The 22,107-nt window shown below is 39.7% G+C and carries 24 protein-coding genes and 1 riboswitch; of the genes, 6 read left to right on the forward strand and 18 right to left on the reverse strand.

The features are described 5' to 3' along the window. Positions 1-287: 287 nt before the first annotated feature. From ldcB to E7C97_RS05540, 4 genes are read right to left on the reverse strand one after another with little or no spacing between them, the layout of a single operon-like run. The gene (ldcB, locus tag E7C97_RS05525) at positions 288-1,004 is read right to left on the reverse strand and encodes an LD-carboxypeptidase LdcB/DacB (RefSeq protein WP_316108398.1); all 717 of its coding nucleotides are present in this window, start codon (positions 1,002-1,004) and stop codon (positions 288-290) included. Positions 1,005-1,015: 11 nt separating this feature from the next. Continuing rightward, the gene (locus E7C97_RS05530) at positions 1,016-1,477 is read right to left on the reverse strand and encodes an HIT family protein (RefSeq protein ID WP_316108399.1); all 462 of its coding nucleotides are present in this window, start codon (positions 1,475-1,477) and stop codon (positions 1,016-1,018) included. A 53-nt stretch (positions 1,478-1,530) separates the two neighbouring features. After that, positions 1,531-2,532 carry a hypothetical protein gene (locus E7C97_RS05535; protein ID WP_316108400.1) on the reverse strand — a complete coding sequence of 334 codons (1,002 nt, stop codon included), beginning with the start codon at positions 2,530-2,532 and terminating at the stop codon, positions 1,531-1,533. Positions 2,533-2,549: 17 nt separating this feature from the next. Beyond that, entirely contained in the window at positions 2,550-3,587 is a 1,038-nt protein-coding gene (locus tag E7C97_RS05540) for a M42 family metallopeptidase (protein WP_316108401.1), read from the reverse strand. Positions 3,588-3,721: 134 nt separating this feature from the next. Here E7C97_RS05540 and E7C97_RS05545 point away from each other — a divergent pair, with 134 nt between their 5' ends. Beyond that, a complete protein-coding gene (locus E7C97_RS05545; RefSeq protein WP_049502908.1) occupies positions 3,722-4,258 on the forward strand; it encodes a DUF1307 domain-containing protein in 537 nt (178 codons plus the stop codon). Between the two features lie 46 nt (positions 4,259-4,304). On the opposite strand, the gene brnQ is transcribed toward E7C97_RS05545, so the two are convergent. The 5 genes from brnQ to E7C97_RS05570 form a co-directional block, all read right to left on the reverse strand. Then, a complete protein-coding gene (gene brnQ / locus E7C97_RS05550) occupies positions 4,305-5,630 on the reverse strand; it encodes a branched-chain amino acid transport system II carrier protein (protein WP_316108402.1) in 1,326 nt (441 codons plus the stop codon). Positions 5,631-5,796: 166 nt separating this feature from the next. Next, on the reverse strand, positions 5,797-6,078 hold the full coding sequence (locus E7C97_RS05555; protein ID WP_316108403.1) for a rhodanese-like domain-containing protein: 282 nt from the start codon (positions 6,076-6,078) through the stop codon (positions 5,797-5,799). Then, a complete protein-coding gene (locus E7C97_RS05560) occupies positions 6,075-6,665 on the reverse strand; it encodes a uracil-DNA glycosylase family protein (RefSeq protein ID WP_316108404.1) in 591 nt (196 codons plus the stop codon). Before E7C97_RS05560 ends, E7C97_RS05555 begins: the two co-directional genes overlap by 4 nt. Before the next feature lie 50 nt (positions 6,666-6,715). After that, complete coding sequence (gene pepV / locus E7C97_RS05565) at positions 6,716-8,116, reverse strand: dipeptidase PepV (RefSeq protein WP_316108405.1); 1,401 nt, start codon at positions 8,114-8,116, stop codon at positions 6,716-6,718. 9 nt (positions 8,117-8,125) lie between these two features. Continuing rightward, positions 8,126-8,731 carry a nitroreductase family protein gene (locus E7C97_RS05570; RefSeq protein WP_316108406.1) on the reverse strand — a complete coding sequence of 202 codons (606 nt, stop codon included), beginning with the start codon at positions 8,729-8,731 and terminating at the stop codon, positions 8,126-8,128. Between the two features lie 222 nt (positions 8,732-8,953). On the opposite strand from E7C97_RS05570, the gene E7C97_RS05575 reads away from it, so the two are divergent. Further along, on the forward strand, positions 8,954-9,763 hold the full coding sequence (locus E7C97_RS05575) for an amino acid ABC transporter substrate-binding protein (protein WP_316108407.1): 810 nt from the start codon (positions 8,954-8,956) through the stop codon (positions 9,761-9,763). Positions 9,764-9,826: 63 nt separating this feature from the next. Here the strand turns inward: E7C97_RS05575 and E7C97_RS05580 are convergent, their stop codons facing one another. Next, entirely contained in the window at positions 9,827-10,660 is an 834-nt protein-coding gene (locus E7C97_RS05580) for a metallophosphoesterase family protein (protein WP_316108408.1), read from the reverse strand. Positions 10,661-10,879: 219 nt separating this feature from the next. Between E7C97_RS05580 and E7C97_RS05585 the strand changes: the two genes are divergently transcribed. From E7C97_RS05585 to E7C97_RS05600, 4 genes are read left to right on the forward strand one after another with little or no spacing between them, the layout of a single operon-like run. Continuing rightward, positions 10,880-11,074, forward strand: coding sequence for a helix-turn-helix transcriptional regulator (locus E7C97_RS05585; RefSeq protein WP_006152985.1), 195 nt, complete (start codon positions 10,880-10,882; stop codon positions 11,072-11,074). A gap of 14 nt (positions 11,075-11,088) precedes the next feature. Beyond that, a complete protein-coding gene (locus E7C97_RS05590; protein ID WP_316108409.1) occupies positions 11,089-11,631 on the forward strand; it encodes a DUF3278 domain-containing protein in 543 nt (180 codons plus the stop codon). 10 nt (positions 11,632-11,641) lie between these two features. Further along, on the forward strand, positions 11,642-11,983 hold the full coding sequence (locus tag E7C97_RS05595; protein ID WP_316108410.1) for a hypothetical protein: 342 nt from the start codon (positions 11,642-11,644) through the stop codon (positions 11,981-11,983). A gap of 12 nt (positions 11,984-11,995) precedes the next feature. After that, the gene (locus E7C97_RS05600) at positions 11,996-12,535 is read left to right on the forward strand and encodes a DUF3278 domain-containing protein (protein ID WP_316108411.1); all 540 of its coding nucleotides are present in this window, start codon (positions 11,996-11,998) and stop codon (positions 12,533-12,535) included. 74 nt (positions 12,536-12,609) lie between these two features. Here the strand turns inward: E7C97_RS05600 and E7C97_RS05605 are convergent, their stop codons facing one another. From E7C97_RS05605 to zapA, 8 genes are all read right to left on the reverse strand, one after another. Further along, entirely contained in the window at positions 12,610-13,506 is an 897-nt protein-coding gene (locus E7C97_RS05605; RefSeq protein WP_316108412.1) for a TDT family transporter, read from the reverse strand. Positions 13,507-13,614: 108 nt separating this feature from the next. Then, positions 13,615-14,679, reverse strand: a complete 1,065-nt coding sequence (locus E7C97_RS05610) for an acyl-CoA dehydrogenase family protein (protein WP_316108413.1) — start codon at positions 14,677-14,679, stop codon at positions 13,615-13,617. A gap of 14 nt (positions 14,680-14,693) precedes the next feature. Continuing rightward, positions 14,694-15,242: a carboxymuconolactone decarboxylase family protein gene (locus E7C97_RS05615; protein ID WP_316108414.1), complete on the reverse strand. Its 549-nt coding sequence runs from the start codon at positions 15,240-15,242 to the stop codon at positions 14,694-14,696. A 225-nt stretch (positions 15,243-15,467) separates the two neighbouring features. After that, on the reverse strand, positions 15,468-16,646 hold the full coding sequence (locus E7C97_RS05620; protein ID WP_316108415.1) for a ryptide export MFS transporter: 1,179 nt from the start codon (positions 16,644-16,646) through the stop codon (positions 15,468-15,470). A 393-nt stretch (positions 16,647-17,039) separates the two neighbouring features. Beyond that, positions 17,040-18,362, reverse strand: coding sequence for a sodium:alanine symporter family protein (locus tag E7C97_RS05625; protein WP_316108416.1), 1,323 nt, complete (start codon positions 18,360-18,362; stop codon positions 17,040-17,042). Positions 18,363-18,452: 90 nt separating this feature from the next. Beyond that, positions 18,453-18,541: riboswitch (glycine riboswitch) on the reverse strand. A 146-nt stretch (positions 18,542-18,687) separates the two neighbouring features. Continuing rightward, positions 18,688-21,024, reverse strand: a complete 2,337-nt coding sequence (locus tag E7C97_RS05630; protein WP_316108417.1) for an endonuclease MutS2 — start codon at positions 21,022-21,024, stop codon at positions 18,688-18,690. 216 nt (positions 21,025-21,240) lie between these two features. Continuing rightward, a complete protein-coding gene (locus E7C97_RS05635) occupies positions 21,241-21,789 on the reverse strand; it encodes a CvpA family protein (protein WP_316108418.1) in 549 nt (182 codons plus the stop codon). Beyond that, complete coding sequence (gene zapA / locus E7C97_RS05640; protein ID WP_045763593.1) at positions 21,786-22,088, reverse strand: cell division protein ZapA; 303 nt, start codon at positions 22,086-22,088, stop codon at positions 21,786-21,788. Before zapA ends, E7C97_RS05635 begins: the two co-directional genes overlap by 4 nt. Between the last annotated feature and the right edge of the window lie 19 nt (positions 22,089-22,107).

The following is a 22,107-nucleotide window of genomic DNA, read 5'->3' on the forward strand; positions in this document are numbered from 1 at the left end:
ATAGTTGACATAATTCCTCCATCAGTCTCTCGTAGATAAAAAGAAAACCACATGCCAAAAACTCCACTCGGAGCGTTGACACGCGGTACCATCCGTTTTCATCTGACAAGTCAGACCTTTATTTCTGAATCCTTGCGCAAGTGAATTCACCCAGCTTTCATATAGAGAGCTTTCAGTCACGGCTCTCCTCCCTGATATACTTCCCCTGAGATACTAGTCTTGCAGATTCCTATTTAATTACTAAATATTTTATCAAATTTCAAGCATTCTTGCAAGGTATTTTGCGACTAATCAACATAGTCTCCACCTTCAAATCCGTAATACTCTTCTAAACTGAGGCCACTTGCAGCGATTTCTTTGGCTTCTTTACCAACATAGCGAAGGTGCCATTCCTCAGCCATATAACCTGTCTCTTTTTCCTTGCCTTTTAGATAACGAACGACAAAACCATAGTCTGCAGCATGGTCCAATAGCCATTGGGCTGCCTTTTCTTCAGTGACTAGGTCTCCATTTGTTCCAATCAGATCAAAAGCTAAGCCAGTTTGGTGTTCACTATAACCAGGTCTTGCAGAATAGCGGTCAGCTTCAGCCTTGCCATCTTTATTTACATAGTTCTGATAAAGCTGAGTTTGAGTTTCATAACTTCTAAACCCACTATAGTGATCACTAATTGGGAAACCTGCTTGCTGCATAGCTGCAATGAGTTTTAACAGTTCTGCCTTTGCGGTAGGATTTTCTCCAGGATTGTAATCTTTTGACATAGGATAATGCTTATTAGCCACAACAATCTCATCGTACTTGCCTTGAATGCTGTAGTGGTCTCCTTTGTTAACCACTTCTGCTTTCTTTTGACTAGCTTCCTGAGACTTACTTCCCGCGGTTCCTTCTTGTACAGTTGATTGCTCTGCAGAAGACTTGGCCTCTGTAGTTGTTGATTTTTCTTGTGAACAAGCTGCCAATGTCAAGGCTAATAATCCTGATAAGATAAGGTATCTTTTTTTCATCTGTTATCCTTTCATTTAATCATCTGGTTTAAAGTCTCAGATAATCTTGCAATCAAGTCTTCTAATTTACTTCCCTTAACCTGATATTCTTCAGCAATCATTTCTTCCCATGGAACCCACCAGACTGGACCACGACCATTAAGACCGTGCCCCTTCATATCACCCTCTCGTCTAGGGAAAATATGCCAGTGGACATGGGCATCTCCATTTCCTAACAACTCTACATTCATCTTTTCAGCAGAAAAAGCCTTAGAGACAGCTTCCTGCACCAGACTCATTTCCTCTAAAAATTGAAGTCTGACACTTGGATCTAGATGATGTAGTTCTGTGACATGTCCCTTGGCTAAGAATAGAGTGTAACCTTCAAAATACTGGTGGTCACCAATCACAACATATCCTGTTTCCAGTTCTTTTACAAAGTAGGGATTATCACCAGACTTTATTAGATCAATTCGTTGACAGATGAGACACATAAGTTCCTCCTTTCAACTCTAAAAGGGTGTGATTAAGGTCAAAGAGTCGGTGTTTATAGGTCATCATTCCCCTCCCTCTTATCTTTATGAAATAAATTCTTAATCTTATTAAAGAGTGGAATAATATATTTGTGAAATAAATTCCTAATCTTATTAAAAAATGGAATAACTTTAAAATTATTTATAAAGCGTCTCTTACTTAACTCAGGTCCCTGTAGCTTCCTATATTCTTCGATATAAATTGTAGACACTTTACCAATTTCACTTCCCCCGAAAATAAAAGCTTTTGAAATTACTTCACCAACAATTAGAAGTAGTGAACCCATTCCACCAAGGAAAGCAATAAAAGAATTATTAAATAAATAATACGCTGTCCAAGCATCAACTCCGGCAATAAAGAAAGAGAGCAATGTAATGCCTATTTCAGGGTTTCTATCATCGCTTTCATTAACACTCAATTCTGGGAGTAAAAAAATTAAAATCACTACAACAAGTAGCCAAAAAGTCAAAGACGAAGAAAGTAAGGTAGGTTGTTCGATAAAACTCTGATACCCAGAGTATATGAAAAATAGCTGAAGTAATAACATCGCATATTGAAATAAATAAAACGATATTTTAGCTGAACTTATGAGCGAAATATTTCTTTCTACTTTTATATCTAATAATCGTTTAGAAATCTGTATCCGATGAGCTAGTTCTTTTAAATCTTTTATTTGAAGTATTTGAAAAGCAAGTTTTTTCTCTATCATTTCTATTTGATACCATACATATCCATCATCTTCTATCCACTGATATTTACCAAAAGTTTTTATTTTTCGTCCATACGGGTTAATTTTTTGAGAAATTTTAAAAAGTAGTTTTTCTAAATCTGGATTAGTAATCCCTTTATCTACCAGTTCATCGGCATAAACAACTAGTTCTTTAAAATTTTCTTGTTTATTTTTATACACGTATTTACGATATTCTTCTTTTTTCTTTTGGAAATAAGCATACAAACCCGAAATTATCCCTGTTATTATAGCAGGCGTTGCAAATTGTTTCAGCATTTCATACATAATACTTTATCGACCCTTCAGTCCACCAACTCACTCTTGAGATAAGCATCCACCATACGCTCAGTAGCCACTACAGAATCAATATGAGTACGCTCATAAGAATGGCTTGATTCAATACCTGCTCCTAGAAGAGCGTGCTTAACCTCTGCTCCAGCTGACATCGCTGCAGAAGCATCAGAACCATAAAATGGATAGATATCTAGTTTGAATGGAATGTCTTGCTCTTTTGCGAGAGCTACCAAGTGTTGACGGAATTCATAGTGGTAAGGACCAGAAGCATCTTTAACACAGATAGACACTGTGTACTCGTCTGTCTGCTGATCATCTCCCATTGCTCCCATATCCACAGCTAGATATTCGACAACTTGACTAGGGATACTTGAGTTAGCACCATGCCCCACTTCTTCAAAGACTGAAAAGGCAAAATGCGTAGTGACAGGAAGTTCAATCCCTTCTTCTTTGTAGACTTTGAGGAGATTAAGGAGAATAGCTGCGCTGACCTTGTCATCCAAATGACGAGACTTGATAAAGCCTGTCTCAGTCACGACAGTTCGTGGGTCAAAGCTGATAAAGTCACCAACCTCGATACCGAGTGCGCGCGTTTCTTTTTCATTGGTTACTTTTTCATCCAAACGAACTTCCATATTGTCCTGTGTACGTTCCGCAGTTCCAGCATCTTTGTAAACGTGACAAGAAGTTTGGTGGATCAAAATCGTACCTGATACGGTTTTACCTGTGCTAGCCACATGGACCGTACAGTTTTCTCCTTCAATCATGTTCCAAGGATAGCCACCGATACGGTCCATCTTGAGACGGCCGTCTGATTTAACAGCGCGAACGATAGCTCCCAAGGTATCCACATGGGCAGTTACATAGCGTTGCTGCTCGTCATTTTTACCTTTAATGGTAACATTAACTCCACCCTTAGCTGTGCGGACTGGTTGGTAACCTAGTTTTTCAAGCGTCTCAACTAAATAATTCGTAATTTCACTCGTAAAACCTGTTGGTGACGCAATAGCAGTTAGTTCTTTGATATATTCTACAGTTTGATTCATTTTTTCACCTCTTGTTACCATTATATCACTTTTCCCATCGTAGTATGTGCAAAAAAGAAAAACTTAAAATACTTTGATTTTAAAATTAATCTATGGTAGAATAAAGTAAAGTATTATGATGAAAGGAATACAAAATGAACAAATATTTCAAAACGACACTTTTCTTAGCCTTGCCTTTGGTATTCTTGTTGGGATGTTCAAAACAATCTTCAACCACTTCTTCTAGCTCTTCTACACCAGAAACGACTGAGGTAAAAACTTCTGAATCTAGTACTACTGAAAAGAAATCAGAATTAAAAACTGCTACCTTTGTGAACGATTCTCAGCCTGGTGTCGTATCAACCTTAACATATACGGTTGACGGTGATAATGTTGTCAAACAAACTGCTCATAATGTAGCTGACCCTGAAGTCCTCAATAATACTGCAGATGCTGTAAAAAGTATTCTTGAAGAAACCTACAAAGGCTATAAGGGACTCAAAGGGGTAACCTTCTCAATCGAAGTTAAAGATGGTAAAGTCGTTCAAGATCTTGAAATCGATCTTTCAGTTGCAAGCATTGACGAACTTAGAAAAGCTTTACCAGAAGAATACTCAGGCGTTGGAAAAAACGTAAGTTTTAAAGCCTCTAAGAAAATGTTAACAGACCTTGGTTATACAGAAAAAAACTAAGCAACTAAGACTAAATAGAAAAAAACTTGGCCAATGCCAAGTTTTTTTATTCCATTTCAAAAGCTTCACTTTCTTGTTTATTTGGAAGAACAAGAGAAAGTAGAATACCGATAATAGCTGGTACCAACCATGGTAGAGAAGCCTCCGCAAATGGTAGAGCGTTCACGATATTTGCAAGGACCTCGACTTTAAAAGTAGATCCTAAAACACTTGCAATAGCAATAGCTGTGACAATGCCAACCGTTAGTTGCATTCCTGGTTTTGAAAGAGCAACAAACTTGTTCACAATCACAATCATGACAATGGCAATCGTAATTGGGTACAAAATAACGAGAACTGGTACAGAGTACTTAATAATAGCACTCAGACCAAGATTTGCAATAGCAAAACCAATCAAGGTAAAGACTGTCGCATAAACCTTGTAGCTGATTTGTGGGAAACGTCCGTTAAAGAACTCGGCAGTTGATACAATCAACCCTACAGTCGTTGTAAAGCAAGTAACGGTTACCATAGCCGCAAGGAAAAGCTGAGCAGTAGAACCAAAGATTTCTTGAGTCGCTTGAGACAAGATATAAACTCCAGGAGTTCCACTCTTCATTGCTTCTTCTGTTACTGGGAAATGATTGCCCAAGAAACCTAGACCGATGTAGAGAGCACTAAATCCGAGTGCTACAACGATTCCAACCACCCAAATGGTTGAAATATACTCTTTCTTACTTGAGAAACCAAGTTGTTTCAAGGTTTGAACTGCAATAACACTGAAGGCAACCGATGCAAGCGCATCAAGTGTATTGTATCCTTCAAGGAAACCTGCGCCAAAGGCTGATGCTTGATAAGCTCCTGACGCTACTTGTGGTGCGTTCCCACCATACTTGAAAGCTCCAAGGATAACCAGAATAACAATTAAGATAGCAAAAACTGGAGTCAAGATTCGACCGATCCGATCCAAGATTTTTGAAGGATTCAGCGAGATTAGGTAGGCAGCTACAAAGTAGAGAATGGTGAAGACAATCAAACCTAAACCTTTATTTGCTTGATCCAAGAGTGGACTAATACCAACTTCAAACGATGTCGTTGCTGTACGAGGGATGGCAAAGAATGGGCCAATCGACAAGTACAAAACTGCAAGATAAATCGTCGCAAACCATGGAGAAATTTTCTTAGAAATTTCATAGATATAACCCTTCGGATTAAGGGTTCCAATGATCAAGGTTAGGACCGCAATCCCAACACCTGAAAATACAAATCCTGCAATGGCAGGAAGGAAGTTTTCTCCAGACTGTGCGCCCAGAGTTGGAGGGAAAATCAAGTTACCTGCTCCAAAAAATATTCCAAACAGGAGTAATCCTGTTAAAGCACCTTTTTTAGCCATAAACTCTCCTTATTAAAAATAAAATACTTTCTTAGTATAACATGATTAAAGGCTAGAAAAGGCTGTCACGAAATAATTCTAAAATGTTTTCAATTTTCCGAATTTTAATGCAAAAAAATCCTTCGAGTCCTTTCTCATTTTTAAAAGGTTTCGAAGGAAATTTTTCTTATTCTAAGGCATCCATGCCACCTTTGACATTGACAACCTCATAGCCTTGTTCTGTTAAAAATTGGCAGGCACGTGCTGAACGGATACCTGACTTACAAATCACATAGTAAGGCTGGGTTTTATCTAGTTGCTCATAAGTATCTGCCAGTTGACTCAGAGGGAAATTACGAGCACCTTCTAAATGAAGAGCCTCAAATTCCTCTACTTCTCTCACATCCAATACAGAAAGCGCCTCTTTCTGATAAAGCTGGTAAAAATTGTTAAAAGTAATTTCTTTCATTTTTCTTCTCCGAGAATTTTTTGTATTCTATCTTTCAAGTCAGGCACCACTTCTGCCTCAAACCAAGGATTTTTTTTCATCCAAATTTGATTACGTGGTGATGGGTGTACCAGAGGGAAATAATCAGGCAAATAATCTTTAAATCGATGCACACGGTCTGTCACCTTACCACTAACTTTCTCATGTAGATAGTAGGCTTGGGCATACTGACCAATCAAGAGTGTTAATTGAATATCTGGCAATTCCTTCAAGAGTTCTGGATGCCATTTTTCCGCAAAACCTGGACGAGGTGGCAGGTCACCCGATTTTCCATGACCTGGAAAGTAGAAATCCATAGGCATGACTGCAAAGTAACCTGAGTTATAAAACGTGTCTTCATCCACACCCAACCATTCTCGCAAACGATCCCCACTTTTATCCTTCCAGTAAAGTCCTGCTTCTTGAGTTTTGAGACCAGGTGCCTGCCCAATGATATTGATTCGAGCAGTCTTTGGTGCTGCAAAAAGAGGTTGGATGCCTTGCTCAGTATAGCTGGCATTCTGTGGATCCTCTATAATAGCTTGCTTGATTCTTTCAATTTGAGACATTTTCTCCTCCAAAAAGAAGTCTAAGCATACAATCTCAGACTTCTATATCATTATTTGATCAATTCGTAAATAGCTTCAGCGTAGATAGCTGCTGCACGGAAGAGATCATCCAAGGCGATAAATTCGTTGGCTTGGTGCATAGTATCGATAGAATCTGGGAACATAGCACCGTAGGCTACACCACGCTCTAACAATCGTCCAAATGTTCCACCACCGATAACTTGTTCGTGACCTTTAAGACCTGTTTGTTTTTCATAAACATTCAACAAGGTTTGGACAAGCGGATCTTCCATTGGCACATAGTGAGGAGTGTGACCATGTTCAGAAAGGCTAACTGAAGCAACTGGCAAGGTTTCAAGAACTGACTTGATTTGCTCTGGGCTTGTTCCTTTTGGATAACGGAAGTTAAGGGCAATAGTATTATCAGCACTTGCTTCATCAAAGCGGAAGACACCCGCGTTCATAGAAAGAGCTCCCATTTTTTCGTCCACATGAGCTACTTTCAAGTTTTTACCTTCGTGGTCATTCAAGAGAATCTTACCAGCAATATCGAGGTAGTCTTTTGCAGGTCCTTCAAAGTCAAATTGGCTAAGGAATAGGGCAAGGTAAGTTGCTCCATTGACACCTGAAGCAGGCATAGCACCGTGAGCAGATTTACCGATAATCGTAACCTTGTACTTGCCGTTCTCTTCTTGAATTTCTCCTCTAAGCTTGTGCTCTGCAACGAAAGCGTCTAGTTTCCCTTGCAAGTCAGCTAAGTCACCTGAAACGACTGCAGTTGCTGATTCAGGTACCATGTTTTCGCGCAAACCACCTGTGAAGCTGTGAAGACGAACTGCACCAGTATTTTCACCAGCAAAGTGGAGGTATTCTGTGATATTTCCTTTTTCACCATTGATGATAGGGAATTCAGCATCTGGAGAAAAACCAAAGTCTGGTTTTGCAAGTCCTACATGCTCAAAATAGTAGTCCATATCTGCCCAACCTGATTCTTCGTCTGTTCCCACGATGAAACGAACTTTTTTAGAAGTTGGAAGACCCAATTCTTTGATGATTTTCAAACCATAGTAACATGCTGTAGTAGGACCCTTGTCGTCAGAAGCACCACGCGCATAAAGACGACCATCTTTGATAGTTGGAGTGTAAGGGTCAGTGTCCCAACCGCTACCTGCTGGCACTACGTCCATGTGGGCAAAGATTCCGAGAACTTCTTCTCCTTCACCAAACTCAAAATGTCCTGCATAATTGTCGACATTTTTTGTTGGGTAGCCATCACGGTCTGCGATTTCAAGGAATTTTTCCAAGGCTTTTACTGGACCAGGTCCAAATGGATGCTCGGCATCGGCCTTACTGTCATCACGTTCTGAGTTGATTTCCAAAAGGCTAAACAAGTCAGCCAAGAGGTCTTCTTTGCGTTTCTCTACTTCTGCTGTAAAATCAATAACTGTCATTTTTACTTCCTATCTTTTCTCGATAATTTCATCTACTGGCAAGCGATAGCTTGGTTCTAACTTCTCATCTGTGTATCCTACTGTGATCAAAAGCTCAGGACGGAAACGTTCTTCGATTTCCAAAACTTCATTGGCTTTTGATTTGTCAAAACCAAGGATAATGTTTGAACCAATTCCCTGGTCAGTCAGTGCAAGGACCAAGTTCATAGCTACTAGTCCTGCATTAAGAGCCAAGTAGTCACTAACTTGTTGATCGCTGTAACGCGCAAACTCTGCTGGAAGATTTTTCAAGAAGTATTGCAGTTGCTCTTCTGAGAAATTGTTGGCACCACCAGTACGGGCAATCTTGCGAGCACGTTTAGCTAAGTCTGTATCTGTAAACAAGGCAATCGTTACAGGTGCAGAGGCTACTTGCTCAAAGTTTGAACCATAAGCCAATTTTGCTAGTTCAGCATTTCTCTCACGAACCACGACGAATTTCCAAGGCTGGCTGTTGTGGGCACTTGGTGCCAAGGTTGCAATTTCGATAGCTGTACGAACATCCTTTGGATCAACAGGTTTATCAATAAAATGCTTGGTCGCATGACGTTTTTTATTTAACTCAAGAAATTTCATAATTGATTTCCTTTTCTATTTCTATTGCTTCCATTTTACCACATTCTGAAAGAGCTTGCAGAGATTTTTCATTAGTGAAACAAATTATCTTTTTTCTTACTTGAGTTGTTTACTACAAAACTGGAAATTATAATAATTCTCTATCATCTCCATAAAAAATATATATTGGCTATTTGATCGATTGTCTGGTAAGCTAGATACCATTAAGTAAAGGAGACTCTCATGAAAAAATTATTCTTATTATTTGCTATTAGTCCCTTGTTGGTTGCCTGTGGACAATCTAAACAAGAAAGTACTTCTACTTCCACTACTAGTCCTAAAACCATTGTCGTAGCAACTGCTGGAGACATCCCTCCTTTTGATTTTGAAAAAGATGGTAATTTGACCGGATATGATGTTGAGGTTTTAAAAGCAGTCGATGAAAAACTGGATCAATACAAGATTGAATTTCAAAAAACTGCTTGGGAAAGTATCTTCCCTGGAGTAGATGCTGGCCGTTACCAAGCTGCTGCCAACAACTTGAGCTACACCAAAGAGAGAGCCGACAAATACCTCTACTCACTCCCCATCGCTAAAAATCCTTTGGTTCTCGTGAGCAGAAAAGACAAGGCTCTTACTTCTCTTCAAGATATCGCTGGTAAAATAACCCAGGATGACACTGGAACTTCTACTGCCAAGGTTGTTACAGACTGGAATCAAAGCCACTCCGACAATCCTGCTACCATCCAATACTCTGGTGAGGATGTCGCTAAACGCCTGACTGACCTCGCCAATGGTGAATTTGATTTCCTAATCTTTGATAAAATCTCTGTTCAAAAGATTATCCAAGACCGAGGTTTAGACTTGAACGTAGTCGACTTGGAAAGCAACGACAATCCAAACAACTACATCATCTTCTCAAGTGACCAAAAAGAATTTAAAGAGCAATTTGACAAGGTCCTCAAAGAACTCTACCAAGACGGAACCCTTGAAAAACTCAGCAAAACCTATCTCGGTGGTTCCTACCTACCGGATCAATCTCAATTACAATAAGATATATTAAAAACGATTGGCTAGTCCAATCGTTTATTTAGTATCTGTTAATCAAAGCAACTCTTACAAAAAATCAAAATAATTCTTCACATCCTCCACATAGCCATGCTTTTCAATTAAACTAGCTAACAAATCTCTATTATGGCCTTGATAGTTGTCCTCTCGCCGCAATTCTTCATACATTTCGATAAAGGGAAGGTCTTTGGTCTTGGCTGATTCTAGCTCTGCTTCATAATCATAGGCAACCTTACGAAATTGGATATTGACCAATTCACCATTTTCAACCTCAAGTAAGGCATACTGGGCTCGGTGATTTTTCAGCCCTTCCCAGTCAAAATAAGGCATACCAATCGAACCTGGATTGATGATTTGTTGGCCTTGACTACCATAACGCAAAAGTTGTTTATGGACATGCCCATAGACGGCTACATCAGTAGTTTCATCAAGTAGCTGGTCAAATTTTACGGTATTATTTTCAACCAGCAAATCACCACCATAATTTTTCTCAGGCAAATTATGAGAAAGAGAAAAGCGCAAGCCATCGACTTCTTTCTTGGCTACCATAGGTAGCTTTCTCAACCAATCAATATGATCTTGATTTAGGTGCTCCATCAGATATTGAGTCATCCTGAGAAACTGAATTTCTTCGGGATCTTCTAGACCATTTTGCCCATCTAAAGTCTCTAAAACACAATCATCCCAGTTTCCTCGAACGCATGCTGTAAGGGGTAGGTCTTTCAAAAGAGCCACCAAGTCATTTGCTCCCGGCCCAGGAAGAAAAATATCTCCCAAAAGCCAATATTCAGTCGCTCCCAAATTTTTAGCGTCCTCAAGCACTCCAGCTAAGGCGGTCGTGTTGCCGTGAATGTCTGATAAAATTGCAATCTTATGGTTCATTTTCTGCTCTTTCTTTATTGGATAGCATTCAGGGTATCCAAATCACTCTTATTTTTCTTCATTATAGCATAAAATATAGCATAAAATCGCTAGAAGATTTTCACATAGAAATATTATCACCAAGATTCTTTTAAAAATATGTCAAAAATAGTTGACATTATGTTCTTAAAAGAATATACTATAGTCAAATATATGTGACATAAATAAAAAGGAGGAAGCATGAATCGTGTGAAAGAATTCCGCAAGGAACTTGGAAAGTCCCAACTCGAACTTGCCAAGGATATCGGTGTCTCTAGGCAAACTATCAACATGATTGAGAACGACAAGTACAATCCTACCCTGGAACTCTGTCTCAATCTCGCTCGAAGCCTCCAAACTGACCTCAACAGTCTCTTTTGGGAGGATGATTTTTAAAAAGGAGAAGAAAAATGAAAAAAGAACCCCTCTATGAAAAACTAATCAAACGTATCTATGGCATTTCAGGGCCACTTGATGAACACAAACGACGCGAGGCTGACCACATCGGGAATAAAATCTTTATGATTCTCTTTTACCTCATGACTCTAGGCAATTTCATCCCCTTTGTCCTTGCTTATAAATATCCCCAAATGGTCGCTTTCGGATATCCAATCATTATTTTTCTGGTTTCCTTGGTTTGTGCTCTCTATGTCACTACTCAAACTAAAAAAACTGGTATTGCTGCTATCGATCCTGATATGTTGAGCCAGAAGGAAAAGAAACAGTTACGTAATCCCGGACTTAAAGCTGGTCTGATCTATGGAATAGCCATGTTCTTTGGAATGCCACTTCTCAATATCCTAATGGATGATAGCAAAAGCTATCTTACCGCTCTTTTGAATACAAGAAGTATCTTGTCAACCATCGTTGCAGCCTTCTTTTTCGGATTAACAGTGCATATTGTCGTCACTCTTCGTATTCAAAAAGCTAGAGAAGATCAAGACGACGATTAGGAGGAAACTTATGAAATCACTACAAACTTTAATTCTCAGTCATATTTTGGTCAGTATCTTTATGACAGTTTTCCTAGTTTATGGCCAAATTACGCGTCCTTTTCTGATCATCTTCCTCTTAGCCCTTCCTGTCTTGAACAAAGGACAAAGATTTCAGAAAATCACATCAAAAAAAATACGCATCTTAAACGCATCTCTCTGCTTTATCCTCGTATCTTTCCCACAACTGTTAACGAATTCTATGGATTGGAGATATCTCTTATTTCTAACCATCTGTATCGTTTTTAGTCTAGTCTACTTCTATACTCTCCATCAACTCTTTAAAGAAGCTAATCAAAAACAAGGTTATTAAGAGGTCACTACCATGAAAAAAGAAGACTTAACCACTCGCTTAGTTCGAAATTTCTTTCATATCCAAGGACCCTTTGATGAATGCCGTCAAGAGGTCATCTACAAGGCTTGCGCCCGTTCCATGGTTCAAATCTTTTACTCTTCCTTCTTTTTCTTCCTATTCTATCTTTTGTTTGGGCGCTTTATAGAGATAGTTCGAACGGCTATGCCCTATCTCTACTTCTTGATGATTTTTGCCCTCAGTCTAAAGGCAAGATATTCTACTAGAGGGCTCCACTTAGAAGATGATGATCAATCCGAGATTACACAAATCACTTACAGCAAGCGCCAAATCAAGTTAAGAAGTTGGTTAGTTGGAACTAGCATCCCAACTCTCTACTTATTTATCCTATTTTCCAAAAAAGTAATCCTTGAAAATCACTCGATTACAGATTTCTTTTTGCAGTTTCTAGAACTCAAAATGATCGCACTTTTCCTACTCGTAGGACTTGGAGTAGGTTCAATCTTCGGTACTATGACTTATTACTTTTTATCCGAACATGAAGAACAGTAGGAGAAAGCTGAACTAATTGATTGTTTCTATGCTCGACAACAACCCCCTAACACTTCTCAGTGCTAGGGGCTTTTTTAGTTCCTTAAATACCGCATATATTCTACTAATACATAGACAAGAATCGTTAAACAAATGATAATCTCTAACCAAACGAGAAAGTTAAGGACTGGAAACTGCAGAATGCCTTGGGCCATTTTCAATGAAGTTGCTGTGATGATAGTTGGGAAGGTTAGGGCTGAAAAAGCTGGTTGAAATCCCTGTTTTAAAATCCTTGGCAAACGACTGAGGACAAAGAAAAAGAAAGTTTGTGAAGCAAGGATCATGACTAGCAAAATCCAGCCATGAAGACCTGAACCTCCGATCCTAACGAGTGCTGCTAACAGTAGAGAAAAGGGAGCACAGTAGATTCCTTCTTGCCCCAGTAAAGCCCGTGGCAATGGATTACTTTTCAAATCTTGATAAATCAGAGGATAAAGGAAAAGGGTTAAGGTAAAGCCAAAAATCCAAGCGCCATAGGCAATCTCGACTATGCCCACGACTGGGTAGGTCAAGCTTGCTACTGCTATCCCCACATAAAGAACTGTCCAACTTGGCGTTGCGCTCGTTCTTGGTTTAGTCTGCACAAAATTTTTAGTGAAATAGATGATTAAACCTACATCTAGAAGAAAAGCAAACCACCAGAGAATCTGTGCAACAATGCTCATGTTCATGGGTAAGATTCGTAACAAATAAGTTGATAAAATCATCCCTGCCATGGGAAAGGTCGCCATTCCCGATAATAGAGGAGCTTTCTTAAGTTCTTGCTGGCTTTCTTGCCAATCACTAAGATGACTGTATAAAAAATAAAACCATAAAATTAAGCCTGACAAACTAAAGACGTGCGATAATAGTGGAAAAATATCTAATATGAGATTGCCTGCTCCAGCCAATCCCAATAAGCACCCTGAAAAGGCCAAGGGGAGTTTTTTCATGTGAACCTCCAATAGTCATGTTATTATCAGTATAGCATAAAAGCGCTTAAATGAAGTATTAAAAAACGAAGTTTAAAAAGATAAACCTCGTTTTTATTTTCTTTATTTTTAGTTTGTCGCTAGAATATGTCGCAATTGCACAGCACTAGGAGAAACAATTGGTAAAAAGGCACCTTCATTCCAACGACGTATGAAACCGGATGTCGATTTACTAAAGTATCCTCTACCGCCACCAGCTTGTAGTTCTAATAAGAGACTTTGGGCAACAACATCAACAATATCAATTCGTAACTGGAAAAGCTCACGCGGATTTCTAACGAAATAGGACTCTTCAGATAATCCTTGATAGAGAGAATGTCGAATATCATCTAACTGTTCGACCTGATGCTGCCATTCTTCCTTCAAGACACCTCGTTTCCCCAATTCTTTTTCGACTTCTGAGAGTGAACGTTCAGCTAAGCCGAAGGCTAGGCCAAATTGGTAGCCTAAAAAGGCTGGACGATTTTGCGCTAAAAATTGATGAGCATCCTTAGATAGAATCCACTCTTCCTTTAAAGGAACCTTGTTAAAAGTCAGAGCTGCTGTATTACCTCCTTGGAGAGAGACGAATTCCAAATCTTCGGAACGACTAAAGTTTTCTGCGTCCGATGGTACGGCTACTACATAACTTTGACTCGGATCATCTGCAAATCCTGCTACAAAAATAGTGAGGAAGCGATCCTTACGAGCATTGGTCACCCAAGGAAGTCGTCCTTTAAGATAATAATTTCCATTTTCTTCAAGGATACGAACATTTAGTTCCTCTAAGTCAGATAGATACTTGACCGCATTAGACAAAGCCGTAGCACCTGCATATTCTCCTGATAAGAGTTTTTCCAAGTAAACTTCTTTGAAATAAGCATTGTCAGTATGTAGAATATTATCTATTAAAGTTCGTTGCCCCCATGAGATAAAGGAAGCTGTTAAGGAATGTTGAGCGAGTTCTGCAAGGATATCGATAACATCTTGATCACTTCCACCTAGCCCTCCAAGAACTTTTGGTACTCCTACACGAAAGGCACCTTCTGCAGCAATTTTCTCAATCAGCTCTTCTCCAGCTTGACATGATTTTTTGTCAATTTCATCAGCGTGCTGGTCTAACCAGCTTAAAAATTCTTCTGAAAAAAATCCCATACTCTGCCCTCCTCTTATGCATAAGGTTGTAATTCTGGATTAATCGGTGTGTTAGCTAGGTTGTTGGCATAGTTACAAAGACTTGCTAGACTGACACCGAGAACAACATCCAAGGCATTTTCTTGTGTATAGCCTGCTTCAAGAAATTCTCCAAGAGCTTCATCTCCTACGCGCCCTTTGGTATTGATGATTGCCAAGGTAAACTTAGCTAGGGTATCCAGCTTAGGATCGCTTTCGATTGGAGTACGATTGCGAAGGGCTTGGAGTAGGTCATCATTCATCTGGATTTGCTTGATAGAAAAGGCTGTATGTCCAGCTACACAGAAGGCACAACCGTTAGTTACGGCTGCCGTGATTTGTACCACTTCGCGCTCTACAGGTGTTAGACTATTGCGACGGTTAATAGCTCCAACAGTTCGGTAAGCTTCTAGGGCTGTAGGGGCATTGGCCAAAAGACCGATAAGATTTGGGATATAGCCATTGTTGTCCTTTTGTACCGTTTCAAGAACTTCTTTCACTTCTGCTGGTGCTGATTCTACTGTGTGGATAGTAAATGTTGTCATAAGGGGACCTCTTTTCGTTTTGTAATTAAATAGTTTCTGCGAAAATCTTACGAAATCTCATCAGCCTATTGAACAAATCCTTGTCTTGATTGATGAGTCATTAGCTTTTCGTTGACAATAAGTCTAACACAGAATCTATACCTTGCATAATATATATTTTAAATTGCACTGATAAAAAATTTTTATGAAAACAAAAAAATCACACCAGATGTGTGATCATAACTGTTAATTTATCTGATGCTTGTTTCTTAAAACTAAGATAGACTCTACTAGCAAACAGAATATAGCCAAGCCAAAGCCAGTAAATACACCAAAATATTCTGTGATAAAACTCATTAGAAAAACAGAGACAGAAAAGGCCAACGTAGAGACAACTTCGATAACGGAGTAAACATTCACAAGTTCCTTCTCATCAACCGATTCCTGTAATAATACACTCTCAGGAACTTCCTTAATCTGAGATAAAAAACCAATTACTAGAGATAGGAATAGAAAAGCAGGTGGATTTGGAAATAACACTATCAACAGAGTTACTAGTGCTGTCGCTAACAAAGAAAAGGTCATAGTTTGATATTTATAGGTAACAACTTTCTCTGCTAGACGGAAGACAATAGCACCTCCCAAGATAATCCCCAAGGAATAGGATGTATTGACGTAGCCCCAATAGCTTTCTGACCGATGTAAAATCTCAGTCACAAAAACAAGTAAAACAGAAGATACCCAGATAGCATTGGCTAGAATTTCTAAAAGATTGGCTTGGACAATAAAGCCTAATCTTGATTCTTTAGCCACCAATCGCCAACCTTTTGTTAACGTCTCAACATTCGTTTCTGAGGACAACTCTTCTTTTTCGACTAGTGGCAAACCGAACATCAAAATCGTCGAAAATGTAAACAAGGCTAACACAATGGGCAGGCTAGGATTCATTCCCAGATTCGCAAATAAGAAACCTCCTAAGCCCCAACCAACTAGTTGTACACTTTCACCACTCATAGAAATGGCCGCGTTCGCTTTAGCTAAATCACTTGCATATCGTGGAACAATCGCATAGGAAACAGGCGCTGCAAAGCCATCCAAAACGGAGATTAAGGTAACAATAGCATATAAAAGAGGGAGGGAAATAGTTTCAGATTGCTTGAGTAGAAAAACCAAAATCGCTAGCAGAATCGTCTTACCAAATTGAGTCAGGAAAAGAACACGATTTAAAGCTAATCTCTTCGTTACTAATGGAACTAAGAAACTGGCTAAAAAGGAGGATAGTCCAATCAGAATTGGTACTAGAGAGGTTGAAATGACCGAACCAGATAAGACAAAAACATTCGCAATCACAACAACTCTAAAAAAGACATCTGCTAGATTCGCTAGTCCCTGTGAAACCACTAATTTTCGAATATCTTTTGACATAAACACCTCCAGTTTATTTCTCTTTCGCACATAGATGAAACAAGACATATCAGAACAAAAACAGATTTATGCTGACTATTATACAATAAATAAAAGTGCAAATAAAGGATATCATAAAAGAAGTACTCTTGAATTTCATTCATCTTATGACATAATACTCTTCGAAAATCTCTTCAAACCGCGTCAACGTCGCCTTGCCGTATATATGTTACTGACTTTGTCAGTTCTATCCACAACCTCAAAACAGTGTTTTGAGCAACCTGCGGCTAGTTTCCTAGTTTGCTCTTTGATTTTCATTGAGTATAAAATAAAAGACTAGCCCTAGTAGTGAAAAAACTAGCATCTCACAAACAGATGCTAGTCTTATCTATAAATGGTAATATCAATCTTACATTATTTATCAAAATACTTCTTCGTCTCAGCGATAACGACTGGTGATAAGGCTAAAAGCGCAATCAAGTTTGGTAGAGCCATAAGGGCATTAACAATATCCGCAATGACCCAGACCATATCCAGCTCGATAAATCCTCCCAGCAAGACCATGAGTACAAAGACCACACGATAAAGCCAGATAAAGCGAACGCCAAAGAGGAACTCAAAACAACGCTCTCCGTAATAGTTCCATCCCAAAATCGTAGTAAAGGCAAAAAGTACCAAGAAGATTGTTAGAAGAGCAGGTCCAAAGAAAGAAAATACTGTAGAAAAAGCGGACTGAGTGAGGGCAACGCCATCTAAATTACCATTCCAAACCCCAGTCACCAAGATTGTCAAACCAGTCAAGGTACAGATGATCAAGGTATCAATAAAGGTTCCTGTCATAGAAATCAAACCTTGCTCCACCGGTTCATTGGTCTTAGCTGCCGCAGCCGCAATGGGTGCTGAACCCAATCCAGACTCGTTTGAGAAGACTCCACGCGCCACACCATTTTGAATAGCCATCCGAACACTAGCTCCTGCAAATCCTCCCACTGCAGCTATGGGACTAAAAGCTGATGTGAAAACCAGTGAAAGTGTTGCTGGTACTTTATCGATATTAAAGAAAATGACTGTCAATGTTCCCAAGATGTAGACAATAGCCATGAAAGGAACAACTGTGGTTGAAACCTTAGAAATGGACTTGAGCCCACCAAAGACTGCGATCCCTACGAAAATAGATAAAACAAGTGCAGTAATTGTCGGATCAATACTAGCCGTATTTTGCACGGATTCTGTAATGGAATTCACCTGGGTAAAAGTACCAATCCCCAAAAGTGCAACCAAGACTCCAGCTACAGCAAAGAAGATTGCAAGAGGGCGCCACTTTTCTCCCATCCCTAGAAGGATATAGTGCATCGGTCCTCCTGCTACCGCACCATGATCATCCTTGGTTCGATATTTAATAGCAAGTAGTCCTTCTGCATACTTGGTTGCCATTCCAAAGAAAGCAGCCACCCACATCCAAAAAAGAGCTCCTGGGCCACCGACCTTGATAGCCGTTGCCACCCCGATAATATTTCCTGTACCAACAGTTGCTGCTAGGGCTGTACACAAGGCAGCAAAGCTCGACACATCTCCATGCCCCTTATCCTTGGTAAAAATAAGCTGGAAGGCCTTAGGAAGACGCAGGATTTGTAAAAGCCCTAAACGAAGAGTCAAGTAAATCCCTGTACCAACCAATAAAATCAAAAGGGGTGGTCCCCATACTAGAGCATCTAGCTCTTTTAGCAAATTTAACATCCTTTTCTCCTATCTATTCAACCCCAAAAGAAAGAGCACATGTTAAAAACATGTACTCTGGAATGCATCGATAAATGCCAAAAAGCGCTCTATCATTGCTCTGTCCTTTTACCTGAGAGTTTGAGCAGTTGCCTGCCTTGCCCCTTCGGTGCCTTTACGGTCTCTCCAGAGTTCCGTCCATTTACAGTCATGAAAAATCAAACGATTTTCCACTTCTATTAAACTTCATTCGGTGTTGTATTTAATTTTTATTTATTTTACAAGAAAATTTAGCTCTTGTCAATTATTTTCAGAAAATTTTATTATAATTTTCATTCGTTCCGCTTTATCCCTTAAAGGTTACAATGGTTGCGCCAGATCCACCTGCATTTTGTGGTGCATAGCCAAAACTCTTGACCTGTTTATTTCTTTGTAGGTACTTAGTCACCCCTTCACGGATGACTCCTGTACCGATACCATGGATGATATCAACTTGGGCCATATTGTTGAGCAGGGCTTGGTCGATAAAGGCATCCAAGGCTTCCATAGCCTCCTCGTAGCGTTTGCCACGAAGGTCTAGTCGAGCTTGTGGACCTTTTCCTGCTGCACGTTTAACGACGTTAACTTGTTTCTTCTTGACTGGCGCTTCTTTCTGGGCTTGAACCAAGTCAAACTCTTTATCCTCAAGTGTCATCTTAATCAAGCCAACCTGTGCTTCCCAACGTCCATCCTTGAGTTGATTGGTCAAGGTACCACGTTGACCATAGCTTAAAACGATAATATCATCTCCAACTTTTGGAGCTCGTTTTTTCTTGGCCTTCTGAAGAACCTTGTTTTTAGAAAGGTCAACTTTTTCAGGGGCTAATTTTTTGAGTTTAGCCTTGGCTTCGATAATCTCATGTGGTTTTAGTTGAGATTTACTGTGAAGATTTTTAAGTATATCATCACTCTCAGCTAGTGCTAAGTCAACAATCTCAGCAGCTTGCTCACGCGCCTTATTGAGTTCTGTTTCCTTTTCACGATTGAGCTCGTTATAAAGTTTTTTAAGGGCACGATTCATCTTAAGGTTTTCTTGCTCGACTTGGCGAATATTCTCAAGACGTTTCCGGCTTTCAAGTGTCTGCTCTTCTAATTGCTCAATGATGCGATTGACATCATTGTCTTGATTAATCTGCTTGCTGGCATCACCTACGATGACATCTGACAATCCTAGACGTTTGGCAATTTCAAAGGCATTGCTTCGACCTGGAACTCCCTGCATAAAGCGATAGGTTGGGCGCAGGCTGGCTGTATCAAACTCCATACTAGCATTTTGAACATAGGCAGTTTCAATACCATAGGCTTTAAGTTCAGGATAGTGAGTGGTTGCCATAGTCTTGACCTGACGCAGACGTAAGTCTTCTAGGATAGACATGGCAAGAGCAGCCCCTTCTTGGGGATCTGTACCTGCTCCAAGCTCATCGAGTAGTAAAAGCGAGTTTTGGTTGACCTTACCCAGAATATCGACGATGTTGGTCATGTGACTAGAGAAGGTTGAGAGACTTTGCTCAATGGACTGTTCGTCTCCGATATCTGCGAAAATCTCCTCGAAAATCCCTACTCGACTGCCCTTATCAGCTAGAATTGGCAGACCAGACTGGGCCATCAACTGGGTCAAACCTAAGGTTTTGAGCATAATGGTCTTACCACCTGTATTAGGACCCGTGATGACGATAGCTGTTAATTCTTTACCGAAGTGCACATCATTTGCGACTGCATTTTTTACAAGAGGATGACGAACGTGAAGCAGTTGAATCTCCTGTCCCTCAGACACTTGAGGTACTACTGCCTCCGTCTCTTGGATAAAGCGAACCTTAGCCCGAATCAGGTCCAAATGTCCAATAATCCAAGCATCATTAGCGATTTCAGCTGCATGAGGTCTTACTCTTTCAGAGAGTTCTTGGAGGATACGCATCATCTCATAGCGTTCGTCTGCACGAAGACTTGCGATTTCTTCACTTAGCTTGACCACTTCACGTGGTTCGATATAAACAGTGTTCCCGCTGGCAGAAATATCATGTACTACACCAGCAATCTTATTACGATAGGTATTCTTAACTGGAAGAACTTGGCGACCATTTCTACTTGCGATGATACCTTCAGTCAGCATCTGAGCTTTTTGTTTGAGAAGGTCTTGCAAGACATCACGGACTTGACTTTCACTATCATGGATTTTTCGACGGATTCGTGCCAAATCCTCACTAGCAAAGTTCTCAATAAATCCAGCTTCGTTGATGGCTTGTAGATTTCCCTGTAAATGTGGGAAGTCATGAAGTTTCTCAAACCAGTTAGCTAGGTGGTCCAAACGTACATTTTCAAGATTGTCATAGAAATTCTTCAACTCACGACTGGCAAATATGACGCGCTTGAGAAGGAGAAATTCCTCGATGTTGAGGTCAGCACCCATCTCCAAACGTTTGCTAGTTGCAACAATATCTTTTGTTCCCGAAATGCTGAAATGAGGATGTTCGACAAAGAGTTCTTGCATTTCCTTCATCTCTGCAAAAGCCTGCTTAATCTTGTCTCCTTTATCAGTCGGAGCAAGTTCTTTCAACTGCACTAGTCCTTGCTCGGTCAAAAGATGAGGTTCAAATAAAGCCTTAACCTTATTAAATTCTAATGTTTCTAGTATTTTTTTATTCATTTTCTTTTCCTTCGTAATGAGCGAACGATTTTTTTAAATTCTCACTCTTTTCAAAAAGGCTCCTAAACTATTGATACTCAATGAAAATCAGAGAGCAAACTAGGAAGCGACCCGAAGTCTGTACTTGAGTACGGCAAGGCGAAGCTGACGTGGTTTGAAGAGATTTTCGAAGAGTATAAAATTGTAAACAAAAGGCTAGGAATAGTTCCCGCCCTTTTATCCGATTATTTTGGTTACCCAAAGTTGTTTAATCACATGACTAGTGATGGGAACACTCTGGATAATATGTTTAGCTACAAAACTGTTTTCAAGTGAATTTTGAACAATTTGTAAAGGAACAGTCGCAAGAATGGTCAATATCATCTGGAGAACGAATAAGGTCACTCCAATAGATAGGACACCTGCACCTATACGGAAATATTGGCCCTCTAGCTTTTTAGTCGGTAGAAGATTAAGAAAGAGACCCAGCAAACGACCAATGCAATAAAATATAGTAAAGGCTAAGAGGTAACCAATCCCTGCATAAAAGACCTTATCCAGTTGGAAAAGTTGATCGGATGGGAAAAAGAAGGTTCCCTGCCCTTCCTGTGGACTTGCATATGGAATCAACAAATCAAATTGTTTCCCTAAAGATTGATAAAAATTTCCTGCAAGAAGAGCTGAAATCACAGTTGCTACAAAATAGTAAATCTGTAGAACCAAACCTCTACGATAACCGATATAAAAGCTCCATGCAAGAACCAATAAGAGAAGGACGGAAATCATAGGGAATCCTCAATCTTGCTCTGTTCTTGTTTAGCCGCTACAACTTGATGACGGAGGGCGTCTAATTCTTGTTCCTTATCATCAAATTCAATCTCACGACTGAGTTGAGTTGACAAGCTATTGACTGCTAATAAAATAGCGATTGTCTCATCATCCGCTCCAGGCATCTGCTCTTTAATTGCTTCATATTTTTCTGTTGCGACCTTGGCAATTTCCTCCATAAAGAGGTTGTCATGCTCAGTTGTTAGGGTCAATGTTTTTTTTCCGAATGTAAACTTGTATCGATTTAAATTTGCCATAAAATTCACCTCACGATAT

This window comes from Streptococcus sp. (genome assembly GCF_032481935.1).
In the GTDB taxonomy this organism is placed as follows: Bacteria; Bacillota; Bacilli; order Lactobacillales; family Streptococcaceae; genus Streptococcus.